The following is a 19,045-nucleotide window of genomic DNA, read 5'->3' on the forward strand; positions in this document are numbered from 1 at the left end:
CGATCAGCCTTCGATCTGCAGATCGATCGCCAGCCCGGCGATGCCTTCCGGTTCGTGTTCGAGGTCGGAACGCAGCAGCGGGCGTTCGTCCAGCCACGATTTCGACAGCGACAGCGCGATCGCGTTGCCGGACGCGCGCGCGGTGAGTTTCGGGATCGATTCGGCTTCGTGCGAACGATGCAGCAGCACCGCCAGGCGCAGCACCGCGGCGCAGCGGCGCGCCGGCGCGAGCAGGCGGTCGGGCAGCACTTCCAGCGATTTGTTGGAGACGTTGCGGCGATGATTCCGCACCAGCGCCGCGAGGAACAACTGCTCCTGGCGCGAGAAACCGGCGATGTCGGAGTGTTCCAGGATGTAGGCGCCGTGGACGTGATACTGGCTGTGGGCGATGGCCAGGCCGATTTCGTGCACGCGCGCGGCCCAGATCAGCATGCGGCGTTCGTCTTCGCCGAGGTTCCACTTCGCGGCGACCTGATCGAACAACTGCAGCGCGGTGTCCACGACCCGCTGCGCCTGCGCGCGGTCGTTGCCGTAGCGCTGCATCAGCGCATCGATGGACGCGTCGCGCGGATCGTCCACGCCGCCGCGACCGAGCATGTCGTACAGCACGCCTTCGCGCATCGCCGCCTTGCTGACCTGCATCTTCTTCAGACCGAGCGTTTCGAACGCCGCCTCCAGCACCAGGATGCCGCCGGCGATGATCGCCTTGCGGTCTTCCGGCAGGCCGGGCAGGTCGATGTCCTCGATCCGGTCGGCGGCGAGCAGGCGATCGCGCACGATCGGCAGCGCCTCGGCGGTCACCGCGCCCTTGGTGAGCTTCATCGCCGCGCAGATCTCGCCGATGGCCTTGTTGGTGCCCGACGAGCCGATCGCCTCCTGCCAGCCGAGCGCGCGATACAGCCCCGCGAACTGCTGGAATTCGGCCTCGATCTCGGTCAGCGCGTCCTTCCAGCGCTTTTTCGAGAGCTTGCCGTTGCCGAAGAACCGTCGGGTGCTGGCGACGCAGCCGATCTGCAGGCTTTCGCGCTCGATGGTGTCGAACCCGGAGCCGATGATGCATTCGGTGGAACCGCCGCCGATGTCGATCACCAGCCGCCGCTGTTCCGGTTTCGGCGGCTGCGCGTGGGCCACGCCGAGATAGATCAGACGCGCTTCCTCGCGGCCGGAGACCACTTCGATGCCATGGCCGAGCGCGGCTTCAGCGTCGGAAAGGAAGACCTGCGGATCGCGCAGCGCGCGGACCGTGTTGGTCGCGATCGCGCGCACGCCGTGCGCGGGAAGATCGCGGATGCGCTCGCCGAAGCGCGAGAGGCAGTCCAGCGCACGCTGGCGCGCGTCGGCGCTCAATCCGCCGCGGGCGTCGAGGCCGTCGGCCAGGCGCACGGCCTCGCGCAGGCGGTCGATGATGCGCAGCTGGCCCAGCACCGTACGCGCCACGACCATGTGGAAGCTGTTCGATCCCAGATCGATGGCGGCCATGGCGTCGCCGTCCTGCAACAGGGCGGTGGGCGCGCGACCGTAGGCGGCGGATCGGTTCAAGCGGCTGGCCTGGGACGGGACGGTACGGGAGCGAATGCCGCGCAGCCTACCAACATGACCGGCCGAACGGAACGGCTTGCGGCCGGCTGGCGGATGCGCTTGGCGTCCACGCGCGGGGGCGACCGCTCAGAGCGTGTTATGCACTTTTTCATATGCCGCGAAGGCTGTCTGCGGGCCTGAGCCAAGGCGCGCGCCGCGGACAATGCTGGTGGCCTTGGCAAGGTGCGCAACGCCGGATGGGGCCCGCAGACGGCCTTCCCTTCGGGTTGCGCCCCTGTGGCGCCGATCCTGCGGCCCGCGGCTTGCCTTGGCCACCAGCCAAGACTGCGCCGCGGAACTTTGTCTCGGCGCCACAGGCTGCGCAACGCGGCACATGAAAAAGTGCATAACACGCTCTCAGCCGCAGAGCTTGGCGAGCAGACTGGACTGCGCCGAATGCGGCATCGCGTCGCTTTCGGGCTGCAGATGGCGATAGGTCCCGTCCGGCTGCAGCTCCCAGGCGTTGAGATTGTCGAGCAGATAATTGTCCAGCGATTCCTCTTTCACCCGCGCCGCCAGCGCCGGATCGACGATCGGGAAACCGATCTCCACCCGGCGCAGCAGATTGCGTTCCAGCCAGTCGGCGCTGGAGCAGAACAGCTCGGGCTCGCCGTCGTTGCCGAACCACCAGACGCGGCTGTGTTCGAGGAAGCGGCCGACGATGGAGCGCACGCGGATGTGGTCCGACACGCCGGGGATTCCGGGGCGCAGGGTACAGGCGCCGCGCACGATCAGATCGATGCGCACGCCGGCCTGCGAAGCGCGGTACAGCGCGCGGATCACCTGCGGTTCGTTGAGCGCGTTCATTTTCGCGACGATGTGCGCAGGCCTGCCGGCCCTGGCGTGCTTCATTTCGCGCTCGATCCGCTTCAACACACCGGCGTGCAGCGTGAACGGCGACTGCAGCAGCCTGCGCAGCTTGATCGCCGGCGCCAGCCCGGAGATCTGCTGGAAGATCTGGTGCACGTCGCTGCCGATGTCGGGGTCGGCGGTGATCAGGCCGAAGTCGGTGTAGGCGCGCGATGTGCCGGCGTGGTAATTGCCGGTGCCCAGATGGGTGTAGCGCTGCAGCTTGCGGCCTTCGCGGCGCACGATCAGCAGCATCTTGGCATGGGTCTTGTAGCCGACCACGCCGTAGACCACCTGCACGCCGGCGTCCTGCAGCCGGTCGGCGAGGCGGAGGTTCGCTTCTTCGTCGAAACGCGCGCGCAGTTCGATCACCACGGTCACGTCCTTGCCGTTGCGCGCGGCCTGGATCAGGTGTTCGACGATCGGCGAATCCTTGCCGGCGCGATAGAGCGTCTGCTTGATCGCGAGCACGTTCGGATCTTCCGCCGCCTGCCGGATCAGTTCCAGCACCGGCGTGAACGCGTCGAACGGATGGTGCATCAGCACGTCGCCCGCCGCGGCGCGCTCGAAGATGGTCTCCATGTCCTTCAGCTGCTGCGGCTGGTACGGCGGATACTTGAGGTCCGGCCGCTGCACCATGTCGTAGATCTGCGCCGCGCGATTGAGGTTCACCGGGCCGTGGATGCGGTAGACCGCGTTCTCGGGCAGTTCGAAGTTCTCCAGCAGCGAGCGCACGATCGGTTTCGGACAGTCCGAGGCGATCTCCAGGCGCATCGCGCGCAGGAACCCGCGGCCGGCGAGTTCGTCGCGCAGCGCGAGCGCGAGGTTCTCGACTTCTTCCTCGTCGACGATCAGTTCGGAGTTGCGGGTCACCCGGAACTGATAGGCGCCCTTGACCTCCATGCCCGGGAACAACTCGTCGACGAACGCCGACAGCACCGCGGACAGGAACACGAAATCGTGCTCGCCGCCCGAAGCCTTTTCCGGAAGCTGGATGATCCGCGGCAGCGAACGCGGTGCGCGCACGATCGCCAGATGTCCGGCGCGCCCGAACGCGTCCTTGCCCTTGAGCACCACCACGATGTTCAGCGACTTGTTGAGGATCTTCGGGAACGGATGCGCTGGATCCAGCCCCAGCGGCGACAGCACCGGCAGGATCTCGTCGCGGAAATACGCGCGCAGCCAGCGCGTCTGCCGTGCGGTCCAATGCTGGCGATGCAGCACGCGCACGCCGTTCTCGCTGAGGGCGGGCCGCAGCACTTCGTTCCAGCAGCGGTACTGCGCGTCCACCAGGTCCGCGGCGCGGTCGTGGATGCGTTTCAGCAGCGTCGCGTGCGGCACGCCGTCGGCGGCCAATGGCATGCCGAAATCCTGCGCCTGGCGCACGGTCGCGGCGCGGATCTCGAAGAATTCGTCGAGGTTGGTGCAGGAAATGCACAGATAGCGCAGCCGTTCCAGCAACGGCACCGAGGCGTCCTGCGCCTGCGCGAGTACGCGGAAATTGAAGTCCAGCTGCGACAGCTCGCGGTTGAGATACAGCGACGGGTCGCGCAGCGGGTCGGTTTCCTGTGGCGTCTCCGGCGCGACGGGCTGGCGCGGGGGCGTGCGTGCGGACGGACTCGGGCTCATGCGTGCTCTTCGGGATAGGGGACGCGATCGCGGGCGCGGATGCGCTCGCGTCCGAAACGACAGGCGAAACGGCTGCCGCGACCGACTTCGCTCTCGATTTCGAGACGTGCCTGATGCAGGTTCAGCACATGCTTCACGATCGACAGGCCCAGGCCGGTGCCGCCGCTTTCGCGCGAACGGCTGGTGGAGACGCGATAGAAACGTTCGGTGATGCGCGGCAGATGCGCGGCCGGGATGCCGTAGCCGGTGTCCTCCACCGCGAGGCTGACGCCGCCGTCGCGTTCGGAGACGAAGCGGATGTGGATGCTGCCGCCGGCCGGTGTGTAGCGGATCGCGTTGCTGACCAGATTCGAGAACGCGCTGTGCAGTTCCTTGGTCGAGCCCCACAGGTCGACGCCCGCGGCATCCTCGATCGCGATGCTGTGCCTGCGTTGGCTCAGCGCTTCGGCTTCGCGCTTGAGCGTGGACAGCATCGAGGCCATCGACACAGTCTCCTCGGGCAGGGCTTCCTGTGCCTCCAGCCGCGAGAGCGTCAGCAGATCCTCCACCAGTTGCGTCATGCGCTGCGATTGGCGCTGCATTTCGGTCAGCATCGGCGCCCAGTCCGGCTGTTCGGCCGGATCGAGCATGTCGAGGTAGCCGTGGACCACGGTCAGCGGCGTGCGCAGTTCGTGCGAGACGTTGGCGACGAAATCGCGGCGCATCTGCTCCAGCCGCATCAGCTTGCTGACGTCGCGCGCGACCAGCAGCCACAGTTCGTCGGAATAGGGAATCAGGCGCAGGCTCAGCCGCAGTTCCGGGCTGACCGGCGAGGGCGCGTCCAGCAGCGGTTCGGCGTGACGCCCGGCCGCCAGCCAGTGCGCGATCGGCAGCGGCTGCAGGCGGTCGCCGAGCGCGGCGCCGAGGTCGCGCGGATGACGCAGTCCGAGCAATCGGGTGCCGGCTTCGTTGAACCACAGGATGCGCTGGCTGTTGCGTTCGACCACCACGATGGCATCGGGCAGGGCGGCGGTCGCGGCACGATAGGCGCGCAGCATCTCGATCAGACGGCGCTTGCGGGCGCGCACTTCGTTCTGGCTGCGATAGAGGAGGCGGTCGACCTGGTTCCAGACGCCGTCGCCGACCGGTGGCGCCAGACGCTGGCGCGCGGTCAGCCGCAGCAGCAGCCGGCGCAGTTTCCAGTAGTGCCAAGCGACCACGCCGAGCGCGGCGACGGTGAGCACCGGCCACGGCTCGCCGACCGCGAAGCCGAGCGCGAGCGCGAGCCCCAGGGCCAGCGCGAGCTGGCCGAGCGTCGTGCGCCATGCGGAGCGGGCATCTTGCGGCATTACGCGCAGTCTATGGGATTGCGCGACGGGATCGCACGGCCGCGGCGACGCTCAGAGCGTCGCCGAGAACCGGTAACCGGCGCCGCGCACGGTCTGCACCATGCCTTCCAGCCGGACCGGTTCGAGCGCCCGCCGCAGCCGGCGGATGTGCACGTCGACCGTGCGCTCCTCGACGTAGGTATTGCCGCCCCAGACATGGTCCAGCAACTGGTTGCGGGTGTAGACGCGCTCGGCGTGGGTCATGAAGAAATGCAGCAGCCGGTACTCGGTCGGACCGATCTGGATCTGCGCGTCACCCGCGAACACGCGGTGCGAGGCGCCGTCGATCCGCAGGTCGCCGACCTGCACGCTGCCGTCCTCGTCGTCCTCGCGCGAACGGCGCAGCACCGCGCGGATCCGCGCCAGCAGCTCGCGCGCCGAGAACGGTTTGACGACGTAATCGTCGACGCCCGCTTCCAGCCCGCCGACGCGGTCGTTCTCCTCGCCGCGCGCGGTGAGCATGATGATCGGGATGTCGCGGGTCAGCGCGTCGCGCCGCCAGCGCCGGGCCAGCTCCAGGCCGCTGGCGCCGGGCAGCATCCAGTCGAGGAGGATCAGGTCGGGCACGCGTTCGGCGATGGCGGCCTGGGCCTCGCGGCCGTCGCCGGCATGGACCGGCTCGTATTCGCCCTTGCGCAGGGCGAAGGCCACCATGTCGCGGATCGCGGGTTCGTCGTCGACGATGAGGATGCGCTTCTGCATGACGTCTTCTGCGTGCAACCGCTGCGGGGGAGTGCCCGGCCGGGAACGGCTGGCCGGGGCGCGGATCACAGTAGACGACATTTTTGTGACCGGACCATGACGGCGTCGCCGCCGCCGAACGCCCGGGTTTGCGGGACTTCGAGCGACCCGGGTCGTCGTCCGCGCAGCGGCGACATCCTGCTGCAATACGGCGCGTCGGGCTCGTGTTCGATGTTTGTGTCGAAGCCGGGCCGGCTCAGCGCCGTTCGAGGACTTCGTCGCGCACGCCCTGGCGCCGCAGTTCCAGCACGGTGGGCGTGATCGCGGCGATCCGAGCCTCGATCCGGGCGCGGGCGTAGTAATCGACTTCCGGTCGCTTGATCAGCGTGTTCAGCTGGATCAGCGCCCGTTCCGGCCGACCGTTGAGGAATTCGGCCTCGGCATAGGCTTCGCCGGCGCGCACCGGATCGCCGGCGACCTCGCTGGCGCGGGCGAAGGTCTGCTGGAATACCGGATCGTCCTTGGCCGTCACCAGCAACGGCCGCAGCACCGCCTGGGCGCGGCGGCCGGCGGTGGCGTCGTTGCGCTCGGCCAGCAGGCGGGCATAGCTCAGGCTGGCCGCGCGGTGATTCGGCATGCGCGCCAGCAGCGCCTCCATCCGGTTGTCGGCCGCCGCGAGATCGCCGGTGCGGGCTTCGATCTCGGCCATCGCGATCACGATCCACGGGTCCGCCGGATATTCCGTCAGCAGCGGCGCCAGTTCCTTCGCCGCGATCGCGTATTGGCCGTCGCGCAGGCGGGCGGTGGCCAGGCCGTAGCGCTGGGCATCGGTGAGCGGCTTGGCCTGGCGCATGCGTTCGTATTCGCGCACCGCATCGGCGGCGGTGTTGGCGCTGAACACGCGGATGCGTTCGCGCGCCCAGCCGAACTGGACGTTGTCGTTGGCGCGGGCCGGGCCGGCGACGCGCAGGCTCGACGGCAGCAGCGGATTTTCGCTGGTGATCACGCTGCCCGGATCGAAGGCGCGGGGTTTGGTCGCCAGTTCGTCGGCCCGCGCCCGCGCTTCGCTGATGCGGGTGGTGTTCACGGGATGGGTGCGCAGATAGTCCGGCGCACGCTCGCGCTCTCCGCCCTGGTTCACCCGCGAAATCGCCTGCATCCGGCCGAACATGCCGGCCATCGCCTGCGGGTCGTAACTGGCGCGGGCCAGGGTCTGGATGCCCAGACGATCGGCCTCGGATTCGTTCGAACGGGTGTAATCGATCTGGCGCTGCTGCATCAGCGCCTGCGCCGAGGCCAGCGCGGCCATGGACGCGTCGTCGGACGAATTGCCGCCGGAAGACTGGGCGACGGCGATCGCGCCGAGCATCGCCAGCAGGATCGGCACGCTGTCCTTCTGCGCCCGCTCCACGCTGCGCAGCACGTGGGTCTGGGTGACGTGGGCGACTTCGTGCGACAGCACGCCGGCCACTTCGTCCTCGCTTTCGGCCGCCAGCACCAGGCCGGCGTTGGTGCCGATGTAGCCGCCGAGCGTGGCGAATGCATTGAATGCCCGGTCCTTGAGCATGAAGAAGGTGAAGGGATGCTGCGGCTTGTCGCTGGCGGCGGCGAGGCGGTGGCCCACCGATTGCAGCCAGCCGTCGATCAGCGGGTCGTCCAGCACGTAGCCGTAGTGGCGGAGCTGGCTGAGCATCATGCTGCCGTATTCGGCCTGCCGCGCCGGGTTCAGCAGTTCGTTGGCCGATGAGCCGATGTCCGGTAGCCGGTTGTCCTGCGCCGGGGCGACGGCTGCGGCCAGGGCGAAGGTGAGTGCGGCGATGGCGACCGGCAGGCGCATGAGGCGGAGTTCCGAGGGCGTTGTTCGTGCGACAGGATGACGGTTGGCGGCAATCCCGGCGTGAATGCGTTGTTAATCGGGCCGGCGGCGCCGGGATCGCACATATGGTTCGGACCGTGCGGGCCACGCTTCGTTCCATGCACCGCTGTGTTGCCTGCCCGCGAACGCCCGGCGGCTGGAAAAGGCCGCATCGCCCCCCCATCATGAACGCCGATGCTTTCCATCCGACTGCCGGCGCCACCGCGCCGTGAGGAGACCGTTTTGAGCGACCCGTCCAACCACGCGCCGATCACGATCTACACCACCGCGATCTGCCCTTACTGCGTCTCGGCCAAGAACTTCCTCAAGAGCAAGGGGCTGGGCTGGACCGAGATCCGCGTCGACACCGACCCCGCCGAACGCGAGCGGATGGTGGCGCGTGCGAAGCGCACCAGCGTGCCGCAGATTTTCGTCGGCGATGTCCACGTGGGCGGTTTCGACGACATGATGGCGCTGCACCGCGACGGCCGGTTCGAACCGCTGCTGGGCGGGGAAGGCGCATGAGCGGCGCCGGACAGGACGAGAAGGACCGCGTGGCCGAGTTCACCGCCTTCCGCAAGCGGATGAACGAGCGGATCCTCGCCGAACCCAACCAGGTCGTTCGCCGGTTCTTCGCGCTCGACACCCAGACCTATCAGGCCGGCGCGCTGGACGTGAAGACCAAGGAGCTCCTGGGCCTGGTGGCGTCCCTGGTCCTGCGCTGCGACGACTGCATCAGCTACCACGTCGCCCAGTGCAAGGAAGCCGGGGTCGATCGCGACGAGATGTTCGAAGCCTTTTCGGTGGGGCTGGTGGTCGGCGGTTCGATCGTCATTCCGCACCTGCGTCGCGCGGTCGATTTCCTCGACCGGCTGGAGCAGGGCGACGCCGGCGCCGCGCCGGCGCACGCCCACGACTGAACGGCGGCTGCCGGCAACGCGCTTCATCGACCATGGTCTGAGCCGTATTTCCAGCAGAATCAACGCACTTCCGGCATAATTCGCGGGTTGTACGCGCTGATCGCCACCGTTGTGGCGGTCGCGCGCGTACCGACCGACCGTTCAGCCCCGAATGATTCCGGCCCCCGCATGCCGTGGTGGGCCTGCCTGGAAGTGACCCAATGACCCAAACGATTACCGTCATCCGTGGCGATGGCATCGGCCCCGAGATCATGGACGCCGCCCTGTCCGTGCTCGACGCCATGAATACCGGCCTGACCTACGAAGACGCCGATGCCGGCATGGTCGCGCTGGAAAAGCACGGCGAACTGCTGCCGCAGACGACCCTCGATTCGATCCGCCGCAATCGAATCGCGCTGAAAAGCCCGCTGACCACGCCGGTGGGCGAGGGCTTCAGCTCGATCAACGTCGAGCTGCGCAAGCGCTTCGACCTGTACGCCAACGTGCGCCCCGCGAAGTCGTTCCCGAATACCAAGTCGCGCTTTCCCAGCGGCGTCGACCTGATCACCGTCCGCGAAAACACCGAAGGCGCGTACATCGGCGAAGGCCAGTCGCTGTCCGAGGACGGCGAAACCGCGATGCTGACCCAGAAGATCACCCGTCGCGGCTCAGAGCGCATCGTGCGTTACGCCTTCGATCTCGCGCGCAGGACCGGGCGCAAGAAGGTCACCGTCGTCCACAAGGCCAACATCCTGAAGTCGACTTCGGGCCTGTTCCTGCGCACCGCGCGGATCGTGGCCGCCGAATATCCCGACATCCAGTGCAACGAGATGATCGTGGACAACACCTGCATGCAGCTGGTGATGCGTCCGGAGCAGTTCGACATCATCGTGACCACGAACCTGTTCGGCGACATCATCTCCGATCTCTGTGCCGGCCTCGTGGGCGGTCTGGGTCTGGCGCCGGGCGCGAACATCGGCACCGAGGCGGCGATCTTCGAAGCCGTGCACGGTTCGGCACCCGACATCGCCGGCAAGGGCATCGCCAATCCCTGCGCGCTGCTGCTCGCGGTGGGCCAGATGCTCGATCACATCGGTCAGCCCGAAAACGCCACCCGTCTGCGCAACGCCATCGTCGCGACCCTGGAAGCCAGCGACTCGCTCACGCCGGATCTGGGCGGCACCGGCAACACGATGTCGTTCGCCAGGGCCATCGCCAGCCGGCTCTGAGCCGTCGGCGGACATGAAAAAGGGCGCCGATGGCGCCCTTTTTCGTTTGCGGTATCCGCCGCCGGTTCAGTCGCGCGACTGCAGCTTTGCCAGCAGGCGCAGGAACTCGATGTACAGCCACACCAGGGTGACCATCAGGCCGAAGGCGCCGTACCACTCCATGTATTTCGGAGCGCCGGCTTCCACGCCCGATTCGATGAAGTCGAAATCCAGCACCAGGTTCAGCGCGGCGACCACGATCACGAACAGGCTGAAACCGATGCCGATCAGGCCGGATTCGTGGATGTAGGGGATCTTGATGCCGAACAGGCCCAAGAGGATCGTGGCGAGATAAATGAGCGCGATGCCGCCGGTGGCCGCAGCCACGCCGAGCTTGAAGTTCTCGGTGGCCTTGATCAGGCCGGAGCGGTACGCGAACAGCAGCGCGAACAGCGTGCCGAAGGTCAGCATCACGGCCTGGAGTACGATGCCCTCGAACTGGGCGTTGTACATCGCCGAGATCGAACCGAGGAAGAAGCCTTCGACCAGCGCGTACAGCGGCGCGGTGATCGGCGACCACTCCTTCTTGAAAGTGGTGATCAGCGCCAGCACGAAGCCGCCGATGGCGCCGCCGATCATGTAGATCATCGCGCCGGGAGCGACCTGCATGCCCTCGGGGGTCTGGATCATGGTCTGCGACCAGGCGAATGCCGAGGTGAGGATGGTGAGCAGCAGCAGGATGCCGGTCTTGTTGACCGTCCCGTTGAGGCTCATCGCGTTGGCGCTGCCGGGATAGACGCTGCCGCTGCTGAGATCGAGGAAAGTGGAGTCCTTCAGGACCGGATTGCCGCTGCGCATGGTGTCTCCTTGGAAGCGTGACGTCTGGATTGAGGTGTCGAGGCGCAAGCATACCGTCGACGGTTCCGGATTGCGCGGGCCGCGCGCGCGTTGACAGCGTGCTTCCGGGTTCGGACAATACGCGACTGGTCCGGACGTGGACGCGTCTTCTTCGTCCGGCCGCCTCATCGGCGGGGTATAGCGCAGTCTGGTAGCGCGCCTGCTTTGGGAGCAGGATGTCGGGGGTTCGAATCCCTCTACCCCGACCATTCATCGCTTCCCGTGTCGGCTCCACCGCTCCGTCCGCCCGGCTATCATGCGCACATGCGCCCGTAGCTCAACCGGATAGAGCACCGGCCTTCTAAGCCGGTGGTTGCAGGTTCGATTCCTGCCGGGCGCGCCAACAGAAGGGTGCGCGGTTTGCGATTGCGGCAAGGCCCGGCAGGACGCCCGGGTGGCGGAGGCCCGCAGGGCCTGCGCAAGGTGTCCCAGGTTTCAATGGTGGCTGTAGCTCAGTTGGTTAGAGTACTGGATTGTGATTCCAGTTGTCGGGGGTTCGAGTCCCCTCAGCCACCCCAATTTCACTCCAGTTTTCATGGGTATGTCCGCGGTTTTCCGCATGCGTGCGTCGCTTCCTCGGCGCATTGCGGTCCGACGGTTGTCGGACGCGGGGCGGATGCGTTATCCTTTGCAAATCGGGCCGTTAGCTCAGTTGGTAGAGCAGTTGACTCTTAATCAATAGGTCCAAGGTTCGAATCCTTGACGGCCCACCAGTTCCAGCGACGCCCGGCTCATGCCGGGCGTTTTGCTTTCCGCGTCCATGGAACGAGCGCGGCATGCGAGAGTGGCGAAATTGGTAGACGCAACAGATTTAGGTTCTGTCGCCGAAAGGTGTGGGGGTTCGAGTCCCCCCTCTCGCACCATCCCTGCACGCGATGATGTCGCCGCGTCTCGGTCTGTCGAGGCAACCGCGTCCGAGGGGCCACGGCGTCTTCTCCGCGCGGTCCGGCGGGTTCGTCTCGCCGCGGCCTGCGACGCACGCATCGCGGTATCGCTCCGGGGCGGCATCGCGCGGAAACTGGCGGGAAACGCCGTAATCGGCCAAACTATCCCGTTCCGCTGGGGCGGCCCGCCATGGGTGTGCCCGACCGGCCTTCGCGGCCGCCCAGCCTCCACCTCAACCACACCAGATACGGGCCGCGCGCGACGGCGCGGCAGCAGGAGTCGCCAGCAATGCAAGTTTCAGTCGAATCCGTGGGTAATCTCGAACGCCGCATGACCCTCCGCGTGCCGGCCGAACGCGTCGAGAACCAGATCGGCGGCCGCCTGCGCGAGATCGCCCGCACCGCCCGCATCAAGGGCTTCCGTCCGGGCAAGGTGCCGGCCAAGGTGATCGAACAGCGTTACGGTGCCCAGGTCCGCGGCGAAGTGGTCGATGAATTGCTGCAGCAGGGCTTCGATCAGGCCGTCCGCGAAAACGAACTGCGTCTGGCCGGCAATCCGCGGATCGAACCGTCCGCCGAAGCGGGCGAGGGCGAACTGGCCTACGTCGCCACCTTCGAGGTCGTGCCGGACTTCGGCGACATCGACGTGACCACGCTGCAGGTCGTGCGTACGACCGCCGAGGTCACCGAAGACGATATCGATCGCATGATCGAGAATCTGCGTTTGCAGCGCCGCAGCTGGACGATCGTGAATCGCCCGGCGCAGCCCGGCGATGCGGCCGACGTGGAAACCTGGTCGGTGATCGGCGGCGAGCGGTTGCCGGCCGAAGGCGCCGAGCGCGGCGTCACCATGATCGGTTCCGGTGCGATGTTCCCGGAGATCGAGAACGCCATCGTCGGCATGAGCGCCGGCGAAGACAAGACCCTGACCGTCGACTTTCCCGAAAACTGGCGCGTGCCGCAGCTCGCCGGCCGTCAGGCGGTGGTGAACGTGAAGGTCGAAGCGATTTCCGAGCCGGTGCTGCCGGAAGTCGACGCCGAATTCATCCGCAGCTTCGGCGTGCGTTCGGGCGAGATGCCGCAGTTCCGTGTCGAGATCCGCAACAACCTCGAGCGCGAACTGAAGGGTGCGCTGATGGGTCGCCTGCGTCGCGAAGTCGGCGAACAACTGGTCGCCGCCTACGCCCATGTCGACATGCCGCCGCGCGTGGTCGAGAACGAAGCGCGGGCCATGCTCGCGCAGACCGTCGAGCAGGCCCGCCGTCAGGGTCGTCAGGTGGAGCCGCCGGCCGATGCCTGGCGCGAACTGCTGGAACCGGCGCGCAAGCGCGTGACCGTGGCGCTGCTGGTCGGCGAGATCGCCCGCCGCAACGAACTCGTGCTCGATCCGAAGCGCCTGAACGAAACGCTGCGTCTCATCGCCTCCACCTACGAAGAGCCGCAGCAGGTCATTGATTTGTACCGCAACGATCGCCAGCTCATGGCGGGCCTGCAGAATCGCGTGATGGAAGAGCAGGTCATCGACTGGATCGCCGAGCGTGCCGTGCACACCGACAGGCCGCTCAGCTTCCAGGAAGCGATCGCCCCGCAGTAACCTGCGGACTCCTACTCCGGGCCGCGTCCAGCGCGGCCCGTCCCCCGACAGGCGCCGCGCCCAGCGCGACCCGCCCCACCACAGGTGCCGCGACGCATGAACAGCTTCGAGACCAGAGCCCTCAACCTCGTTCCGATGGTGGTCGAACAGACCAGCCGCGGCGAGCGCGCTTACGACATCTACTCCCGGTTGCTGAAGGAGCGGGTGATCTTCCTCGTCGGCGGCATCGACGACTACATGGCGAACGTGATCGTCGCCCAGTTGCTGTTCCTCGAAGCCGAGAACCCCGAGAAGGACATCAGCCTGTACATCAATTCGCCGGGCGGCATCGTCACCGCCGGCATGGCGATCTACGACACCATGCAGTTCATCAAGCCTGACGTGAGCACCATCTGCGTCGGCCAGGCGGCTTCCATGGGCGCGCTGCTGCTGGCGTCCGGCGCCAAGGGCAAGCGCTACGCCCTGCCGAACTCGCGGGTCATGATCCATCAGCCGCTGGGCGGCTTCCAGGGCCAGGCGACCGACATCGACATCCATGCCCGCGAGATCCTGGGCATGAAGCAGCGGCTGAACGAGATCCTGTCCAAGCACACCGGCCAGGCGCTCGATACCATCGCCCGCGACACCGAGCGCGACAATTTCAAGAGCGCCGAAGCCTCGCGCGACTACGGTCTGGTCGATCATGTCCTCGAGCGCCGTCCCGAAGAGTCCATTCAGCCATCGTAACCGGCTGATTAAAAAGGCAATTCGCAATTTCGTCGCAACCCGCTTGCGGCCGGGAGCGCGAATGCTATCCTCCCCCTACCAGTGCAGATAACGACAGCAGCATGAGCGAAGACCGGCAAGGCCGCAGCGGCGACAGCAACAAGATCCTCTATTGCTCGTTCTGCGGGAAAAGCCAGCATGAAGTCCGCAAGCTGATTGCGGGCCCGAGCGTGTTCATCTGCGACGAATGCGTTGAGCTGTGCAACGACATCATCCGTGAGGAGTTGGAGGAGAAGGCGCAGGCGACCCGCAGCCATCTGCCCAAGCCGCGCGAGATCCTCGAAGTTCTCGATCAATACGTGATCGGACAGTCCCGCGCCAAGAAGACTTTGGCGGTAGCGGTCTACAACCACTACAAGCGGATCGAGAGCCGGCAGAAGAACGACGACATCGAACTCGCCAAGTCGAACATCCTGCTGATCGGTCCGACCGGCTCGGGCAAGACCCTGCTGGCCGAGACGCTGGCCCGGCTGCTCAACGTGCCGTTCACCATCGCCGATGCGACCACGCTCACCGAAGCGGGTTATGTCGGCGAAGACGTCGAGAACATCATCCAGAAGCTGCTGCAGAAGTGCGATTACGACGTCGAAAAGGCGCAGCAGGGCATCGTCTACATCGACGAAATCGACAAGATTTCGCGCAAGAGCGAGAACCCCTCGATCACGCGCGACGTCTCCGGCGAAGGCGTGCAACAGGCATTGCTGAAGCTGATCGAAGGCACCGTCGCCAGCGTGCCGCCGCAGGGCGGGCGCAAGCATCCGCAGCAGGAATTCCTGCAGGTCGACACCCGCAACATCCTGTTCATCGTCGGTGGCGCGTTCGCCGGTCTGGACAAGATCATCCAGCAGCGCAGCAGCGAATCCGGCGGCATCGGTTTCGGCGCCAAGCTCAAGAGCAGCGAGCGCAAGGCCGATGTCAGCAAGGTGCTGTTCGATGTCGAGCCCGAGGATCTGATCAAGTTCGGTCTGATCCCCGAGTTCGTCGGCCGCCTGCCGGTGGTCGCCACGCTCGAGGAACTGGACGAGACTGCGCTCGTGAAGATTCTCACCGAGCCGAAGAACGCGATCAGCAAGCAGTTCCGCAAGTTGTTCGAGATGGAGGGAGTGGAGCTGGAGTTCCGCGCCGACGCGCTGGCCGCGATCGCGCGCAAGGCGCTGAAGCGCAAGACCGGCGCCCGCGGCCTGCGGACCATCGTCGAGTCGGTGCTGCTCGACACCATGTACGAACTGCCGTCGCTGGAGAACGTCAGCAAGGTGGTCGTCGACGAATCGGTGATCGAGCACAAGTCCGAGCCGTATCTGATCTACCAGACGCCGCCGAACAAGGTCGCGTCCGCCGAGTAATCGCGTTTCGGCGCGCAGGCATCGACGGGCACCCCGGGTCACCGGGGTGCCCGTTTCGTTTTTGACGCTCATTCGAGACCGATCGCGCAGGAACGCCAGCTAAAACCGCAAGCCGCCATCATCGCGATGTCCGCCCGGCGGAGTGCGCTTGCATCCGGGCCGGCATGGCCCCATAACGGGCGCATTGGCCGCCGTGCGTCCCCGCCGACGGCCGCATCCATGATCGCGGAGCCCCCCCCCCCCATGAACGACCCGTCCGTCAGCCCCATCGCCGAACTGCCCGTGCTGCCGCTGCGCGACGTGGTCGTGTTTCCGAGCATGGTCATCCCGCTCTTCGTCGGGCGCGAGAAATCGATCAAGGCGCTCGATCTCGCCATGGATCGCGACAAGCGCATCCTGTTGGTCGCGCAGAAGTCGCCCGAGACCGACGATCCCGCCGCCGCCGATCTCTACGAGGTCGGAACGCTCGCCCAGGTGCTGCAGTTGCTGAAACTCCCCGACGGCACCATCAAGGTGCTGGTCGAGGGCGTGTCGCGCGTCCGCCTCAAGGCGGTGCACGAAGTCGACGGCGCGCTCGCCGGGCAGGCCGATCCGCTCGAATCGGCCGAGCAGCGCGAACCGCGCGAAGTCGAAGCCGTCGTGCGTTCGCTGATGGGCCTCTTCGAGCAGTACATCAAGACCAATCGCAAACTCCCGCCGGAATTGATGCAGACCCTGTCCGGCATCGAGGAACCCAATCGGCTCGCCGACACCATCTCCGCTCACCTCAGCGTGCGTCTTGCCGAAAAACAGCGACTGCTCGAAGCCGTCGACGTGTCGCAGCGGCTCGAACTGCTGGTCGGTCTGGTCGACGGCGAGATCGACGTGCAGCAGCTGGAGAAGCGCATCCGCGGCCGGGTGAAGTCGCAGATGGAGAAGAGCCAGCGCGAGTACTACCTCAACGAGCAGATGAAGGCGATCCAGAAGGAACTCGGCGAACTGGACGATGCGCCGAACGACATCGAGGAGCTCGCGCGCAGGATCGCCGAAGCCGGCATGCCCAAGCCGGTGGAAGCCAAGGCCAAGTCGGAGCTCAACAAGCTCAAGCAGATGTCGCCGATGTCGGCGGAAGCGGCCGTGGTCCGCAACTATCTCGACTGGCTGCTCGGCGTGCCGTGGAACAAGCGCACCAAGGTCCGCAAGGACCTGAAGGTGGCGCAGGAGACGCTGGATGCCGATCACTACGGCCTGGAAAAAGTGAAGGAGCGCATTCTCGAATATCTCGCGGTGCAGACCCGGGTGAAACAGATCAAGGGCGCCATCCTCTGCCTCGTCGGTCCGCCCGGTGTGGGCAAGACTTCGCTGGGACAGAGCATCGCCAAGGCCACCAACCGCAAATTCGTGCGCATGTCGCTGGGCGGCGTGCGCGACGAGGCCGAAATCCGCGGTCATCGCCGCACCTACGTCGGTTCGATGCCGGGTCGGATCGTGCAGAACCTCAACAAGGCCGCCAGCAAGAACCCGTTGTTCGTCCTCGACGAGATCGACAAGATGTCGATGGACTTCCGCGGGGATCCGTCGGCAGCGCTGCTAGAAGTGCTCGATCCCGAGCAGAACAACGCCTTCAACGATCATTACCTCGAAGTCGACCTCGATCTTTCCGAAGTCATGTTCATCGCGACCTCGAATTCGCTGAACATTCCGGGGCCGCTGCTCGACCGCATGGAAGTGATCCGCATCCCGGGTTACACCGAGGAAGAGAAGCTCAACATCGCCGAACGCTATCTGTTGCCGAAACAGCTGAAGGCCAACGGTCTGAAGCCGGTCGAGCTGAAGATCGGCGCGGATGCGTTGCGCGACATCGTGCGTTACTACACGCGCGAATCCGGCGTGCGCAATCTCGAACGCGAGATTTCGAAGATCTGCCGGAAGGTGGTGAAGGAGATCGCACTGGCCGGGCCGCAGAAGGGCAAGGGCGTCAGGGCCGTGAGCGTGACCGGCAAGAATCTGGACAAATACCTCGGCGTGCGCCGCTACGATTTCGGACGCGCCGAGAACGACAACGAAGTCGGCATGGTCACGGGTCTCGCCTGGACCGAGGTCGGCGGCGATCTGCTGCAGATCGAATCCACATTGATGCCCGGCAAGGGGCAGTTGATCCTCACCGGCCAGCTCGGCGATGTGATGAAGGAATCCGCGTCGGCCGCGCTGTCCGTGGTGCGTGCGCGTACCGAGCGCTTGGGCATCGATGTGGATTTCCTCCAGAAACTCGACGTCCATCTGCATGTGCCGGATGGCGCCACGCCGAAGGACGGCCCGAGCGCGGGCGCTGCGATGACCACCGCGCTGGTGTCCGCGCTGACGAAGGTGCCGGTGCGTGCCGACGTGGCGATGACCGGCGAGATCACGCTGCGCGGCAAGATCACGGCGATCGGCGGCCTCAAGGAGAAACTGCTCGCGGCGCTGCGTGGCGGCATTCGCACGGTCATCATTCCGGAAGAGAATCGCAAGGATCTCGCCGACATTCCGAAAAGCGTGACCGATCAGATCAGCATCGTTCCGGTGCGCTGGATCGACGAAGTGCTCGATCTCGCGCTGGAACATCCGATCGCGCCTGCAGCGAAAAAAGAGCCACGACCGGGTGCGCGCAAGACATCGAAGCCCGCCGCTAGCGCGCGACGCGAAGTCCGCAAACACTGAACGAAAACGAACGCGCCGTGATATGCGCGTTCATTCATCCGTTATATCGCTGTTTTTCCAGCATTTTTCACGTTTTTCGGTTGCGCGGGCCGGTCTCGCGCTGGTATAACGGACGCCCGCGAACGGGTCCCCAAAACCACTCGATCTCGATCGACGCAACGCAAGTCATGCATCACGCATCGCAGCTTCCGTTGTGCGTCGCGCATTCGTTTCAACCTCGTTCCAATTACGTTCCAACCCTACATATCGGAGTCATGACATGAACAAAGCCGAGCTTATCGACGCGATCGCCGCCGCCGCCGAGCTGTCCAAGGCCGATGCCGGGCGCGCGCTCGATGCCACGGTCGCCGCCATCACCAAGGCACTGACGAAGGGCGACACCGTGACCGTGATCGGATTCGGTTCGTTCGTGGTCCGCGAGCGCGCCGCGCGCACCGGCCGCAACCCGAAAACCAAGGAAGAGATCCAGATCCCGGCCTCCAAGAATCCGGTGTTCAAGGCTGGCAAAGCGCTGAAGGATGCCGTAAACTGATTGGCTCTTCCCGTTGGGGTGCTTAGCTCAGCGGTAGAGCGTCTCCTTTACACGGAGAGGGTCGGGGGTTCGAAACCCTCAGCACCCACCAGGGACGCCAGGCGATCGAAAGTAGGTATTCCGTTCGATCGCCGAACTGCGCTAGAATACGCGGCGCAGAAATGCAGGGTAACAACAGCGGAGTGGTAGTTCAGTCGGTTAGAATGCTGGCCTGTCACGCCGGAGGTCGCGGGTTCGAGTCCCGTCCACTCCGCCATCCCTCCAATTCCGCTTCCGCCCACGGGC

Annotated in this window: 14 protein-coding genes and 7 tRNA genes; 15 read left to right on the top strand and 6 right to left on the bottom strand. The window is 65.9% G+C overall.

The window, feature by feature from the left end; genetic code table 11:
- Positions 1–3 precede the first annotated feature (3 nt).
- The 5 genes from ppx to ABD974_RS19055 form a co-directional block, all read right to left on the bottom strand.
- Positions 4–1,479: an exopolyphosphatase gene (gene ppx / locus ABD974_RS19035; RefSeq protein ID WP_345305008.1), complete on the bottom strand. Its 1,476-nt coding sequence runs from the start codon at positions 1,477–1,479 to the stop codon at positions 4–6.
- A gap of 456 nt (positions 1,480–1,935) precedes the next feature.
- Complete coding sequence (ppk1, locus tag ABD974_RS19040) at positions 1,936–4,056, bottom strand: polyphosphate kinase 1 (RefSeq protein ID WP_345304926.1); 2,121 nt, start codon at positions 4,054–4,056, stop codon at positions 1,936–1,938.
- A complete protein-coding gene (gene phoR / locus ABD974_RS19045) occupies positions 4,053–5,384 on the bottom strand; it encodes a phosphate regulon sensor histidine kinase PhoR (RefSeq protein ID WP_345304927.1) in 1,332 nt (443 codons plus the stop codon). Before phoR ends, ppk1 begins: the two co-directional genes overlap by 4 nt.
- A 51-nt stretch (positions 5,385–5,435) precedes the next feature.
- The gene (gene phoB / locus ABD974_RS19050) at positions 5,436–6,125 is read right to left on the bottom strand and encodes a phosphate regulon transcriptional regulator PhoB (RefSeq protein ID WP_345304928.1); all 690 of its coding nucleotides are present in this window, start codon (positions 6,123–6,125) and stop codon (positions 5,436–5,438) included.
- 235 nt (positions 6,126–6,360) lie between these two features.
- Positions 6,361–7,941, bottom strand: a complete 1,581-nt coding sequence (locus ABD974_RS19055) for a M48 family metalloprotease (RefSeq protein ID WP_345304929.1) — start codon at positions 7,939–7,941, stop codon at positions 6,361–6,363.
- Between the two features lie 261 nt (positions 7,942–8,202).
- Between ABD974_RS19055 and grxC the strand changes: the two genes are divergently transcribed.
- The 3 genes from grxC to ABD974_RS19070 all read left to right on the top strand — a co-directional run bounded on the left by grxC (position 8,203) and on the right by ABD974_RS19070 (position 10,087).
- Positions 8,203–8,484: a glutaredoxin 3 gene (gene grxC / locus ABD974_RS19060; protein WP_345304930.1), complete on the top strand. Its 282-nt coding sequence runs from the start codon at positions 8,203–8,205 to the stop codon at positions 8,482–8,484.
- The gene (locus ABD974_RS19065) at positions 8,481–8,879 is read left to right on the top strand and encodes a carboxymuconolactone decarboxylase family protein (RefSeq protein ID WP_345304931.1); all 399 of its coding nucleotides are present in this window, start codon (positions 8,481–8,483) and stop codon (positions 8,877–8,879) included. Before grxC ends, ABD974_RS19065 begins: the two co-directional genes overlap by 4 nt.
- Positions 8,880–9,079: 200 nt before the next feature.
- Positions 9,080–10,087 (top strand): isocitrate dehydrogenase, encoded by a 1,008-nt coding sequence (locus ABD974_RS19070; protein WP_345304932.1) that lies wholly within the window; start codon positions 9,080–9,082, stop codon positions 10,085–10,087.
- Between the two features lie 66 nt (positions 10,088–10,153).
- Here the strand turns inward: ABD974_RS19070 and ABD974_RS19075 are convergent, their stop codons facing one another.
- A complete protein-coding gene (locus ABD974_RS19075) occupies positions 10,154–10,924 on the bottom strand; it encodes a Bax inhibitor-1/YccA family protein (RefSeq protein WP_345304933.1) in 771 nt (256 codons plus the stop codon).
- Between the two features lie 171 nt (positions 10,925–11,095).
- On the opposite strand from ABD974_RS19075, the gene ABD974_RS19080 reads away from it, so the two are divergent.
- From ABD974_RS19080 to ABD974_RS19135, 12 genes are all read left to right on the top strand, one after another.
- Positions 11,096–11,172: transfer RNA gene (locus ABD974_RS19080), tRNA-Pro, on the top strand.
- A 57-nt stretch (positions 11,173–11,229) separates the two neighbouring features.
- Positions 11,230–11,306: transfer RNA gene (locus ABD974_RS19085), tRNA-Arg, on the top strand.
- A gap of 98 nt (positions 11,307–11,404) precedes the next feature.
- A tRNA-His gene (locus ABD974_RS19090) sits at positions 11,405–11,481 on the top strand.
- A 119-nt stretch (positions 11,482–11,600) separates the two neighbouring features.
- Positions 11,601–11,676 (top strand) — tRNA-Lys (locus tag ABD974_RS19095).
- 65 nt (positions 11,677–11,741) lie between these two features.
- Positions 11,742–11,826, top strand: a tRNA-Leu gene (locus ABD974_RS19100).
- A 310-nt stretch (positions 11,827–12,136) separates the two neighbouring features.
- The gene (gene tig / locus ABD974_RS19105) at positions 12,137–13,441 is read left to right on the top strand and encodes a trigger factor (RefSeq protein WP_345304934.1); all 1,305 of its coding nucleotides are present in this window, start codon (positions 12,137–12,139) and stop codon (positions 13,439–13,441) included.
- Positions 13,442–13,537: 96 nt separating this feature from the next.
- On the top strand, positions 13,538–14,167 hold the full coding sequence (gene clpP, locus ABD974_RS19110) for an ATP-dependent Clp endopeptidase proteolytic subunit ClpP (protein ID WP_345304935.1): 630 nt from the start codon (positions 13,538–13,540) through the stop codon (positions 14,165–14,167).
- Between the two features lie 101 nt (positions 14,168–14,268).
- Positions 14,269–15,549: an ATP-dependent Clp protease ATP-binding subunit ClpX gene (clpX, locus tag ABD974_RS19115; protein WP_345304936.1), complete on the top strand. Its 1,281-nt coding sequence runs from the start codon at positions 14,269–14,271 to the stop codon at positions 15,547–15,549.
- 243 nt (positions 15,550–15,792) lie between these two features.
- Complete coding sequence (gene lon, locus ABD974_RS19120; RefSeq protein ID WP_345304937.1) at positions 15,793–18,228, top strand: endopeptidase La; 2,436 nt, start codon at positions 15,793–15,795, stop codon at positions 18,226–18,228.
- 259 nt (positions 18,229–18,487) lie between these two features.
- Positions 18,488–18,760, top strand: coding sequence for an HU family DNA-binding protein (locus ABD974_RS19125; protein ID WP_345304938.1), 273 nt, complete (start codon positions 18,488–18,490; stop codon positions 18,758–18,760).
- A 16-nt stretch (positions 18,761–18,776) separates the two neighbouring features.
- A tRNA-Val gene (locus ABD974_RS19130) sits at positions 18,777–18,851 on the top strand.
- 88 nt (positions 18,852–18,939) lie between these two features.
- Positions 18,940–19,016 (top strand) — tRNA-Asp (locus ABD974_RS19135).
- Positions 19,017–19,045 lie beyond the last annotated feature (29 nt).

The organism is Lysobacter hankyongensis, assembly GCF_039543145.1.
Classification (GTDB): domain Bacteria; phylum Pseudomonadota; class Gammaproteobacteria; order Xanthomonadales; family Xanthomonadaceae; genus Lysobacter_I; species Lysobacter_I hankyongensis.

Coding starts and splice junctions, on each gene's coding strand:
- ppx (WP_345305008.1), bottom strand. CDS start 1,479: ATGGCCGCCATCGATCTGGGATCGAACAGCTTCCACATGGTCGTGGCG.
- ppk1 (WP_345304926.1), bottom strand. CDS start 4,056: ATGAGCCCGAGTCCGTCCGCACGCACGCCCCCGCGCCAGCCCGTCGCG.
- phoR (WP_345304927.1), bottom strand. CDS start 5,384: ATGCCGCAAGATGCCCGCTCCGCATGGCGCACGACGCTCGGCCAGCTC.
- phoB (WP_345304928.1), bottom strand. CDS start 6,125: ATGCAGAAGCGCATCCTCATCGTCGACGACGAACCCGCGATCCGCGAC.
- ABD974_RS19055 (WP_345304929.1), bottom strand. CDS start 7,941: ATGCGCCTGCCGGTCGCCATCGCCGCACTCACCTTCGCCCTGGCCGCA.
- ABD974_RS19065 (WP_345304931.1), top strand. CDS start 8,481: ATGAGCGGCGCCGGACAGGACGAGAAGGACCGCGTGGCCGAGTTCACC.
- ABD974_RS19070 (WP_345304932.1), top strand. CDS start 9,080: ATGACCCAAACGATTACCGTCATCCGTGGCGATGGCATCGGCCCCGAG.
- ABD974_RS19075 (WP_345304933.1), bottom strand. CDS start 10,924: ATGCGCAGCGGCAATCCGGTCCTGAAGGACTCCACTTTCCTCGATCTC.
- tig (WP_345304934.1), top strand. CDS start 12,137: ATGCAAGTTTCAGTCGAATCCGTGGGTAATCTCGAACGCCGCATGACC.
- clpP (WP_345304935.1), top strand. CDS start 13,538: ATGAACAGCTTCGAGACCAGAGCCCTCAACCTCGTTCCGATGGTGGTC.
- clpX (WP_345304936.1), top strand. CDS start 14,269: ATGAGCGAAGACCGGCAAGGCCGCAGCGGCGACAGCAACAAGATCCTC.
- lon (WP_345304937.1), top strand. CDS start 15,793: ATGAACGACCCGTCCGTCAGCCCCATCGCCGAACTGCCCGTGCTGCCG.
- ABD974_RS19125 (WP_345304938.1), top strand. CDS start 18,488: ATGAACAAAGCCGAGCTTATCGACGCGATCGCCGCCGCCGCCGAGCTG.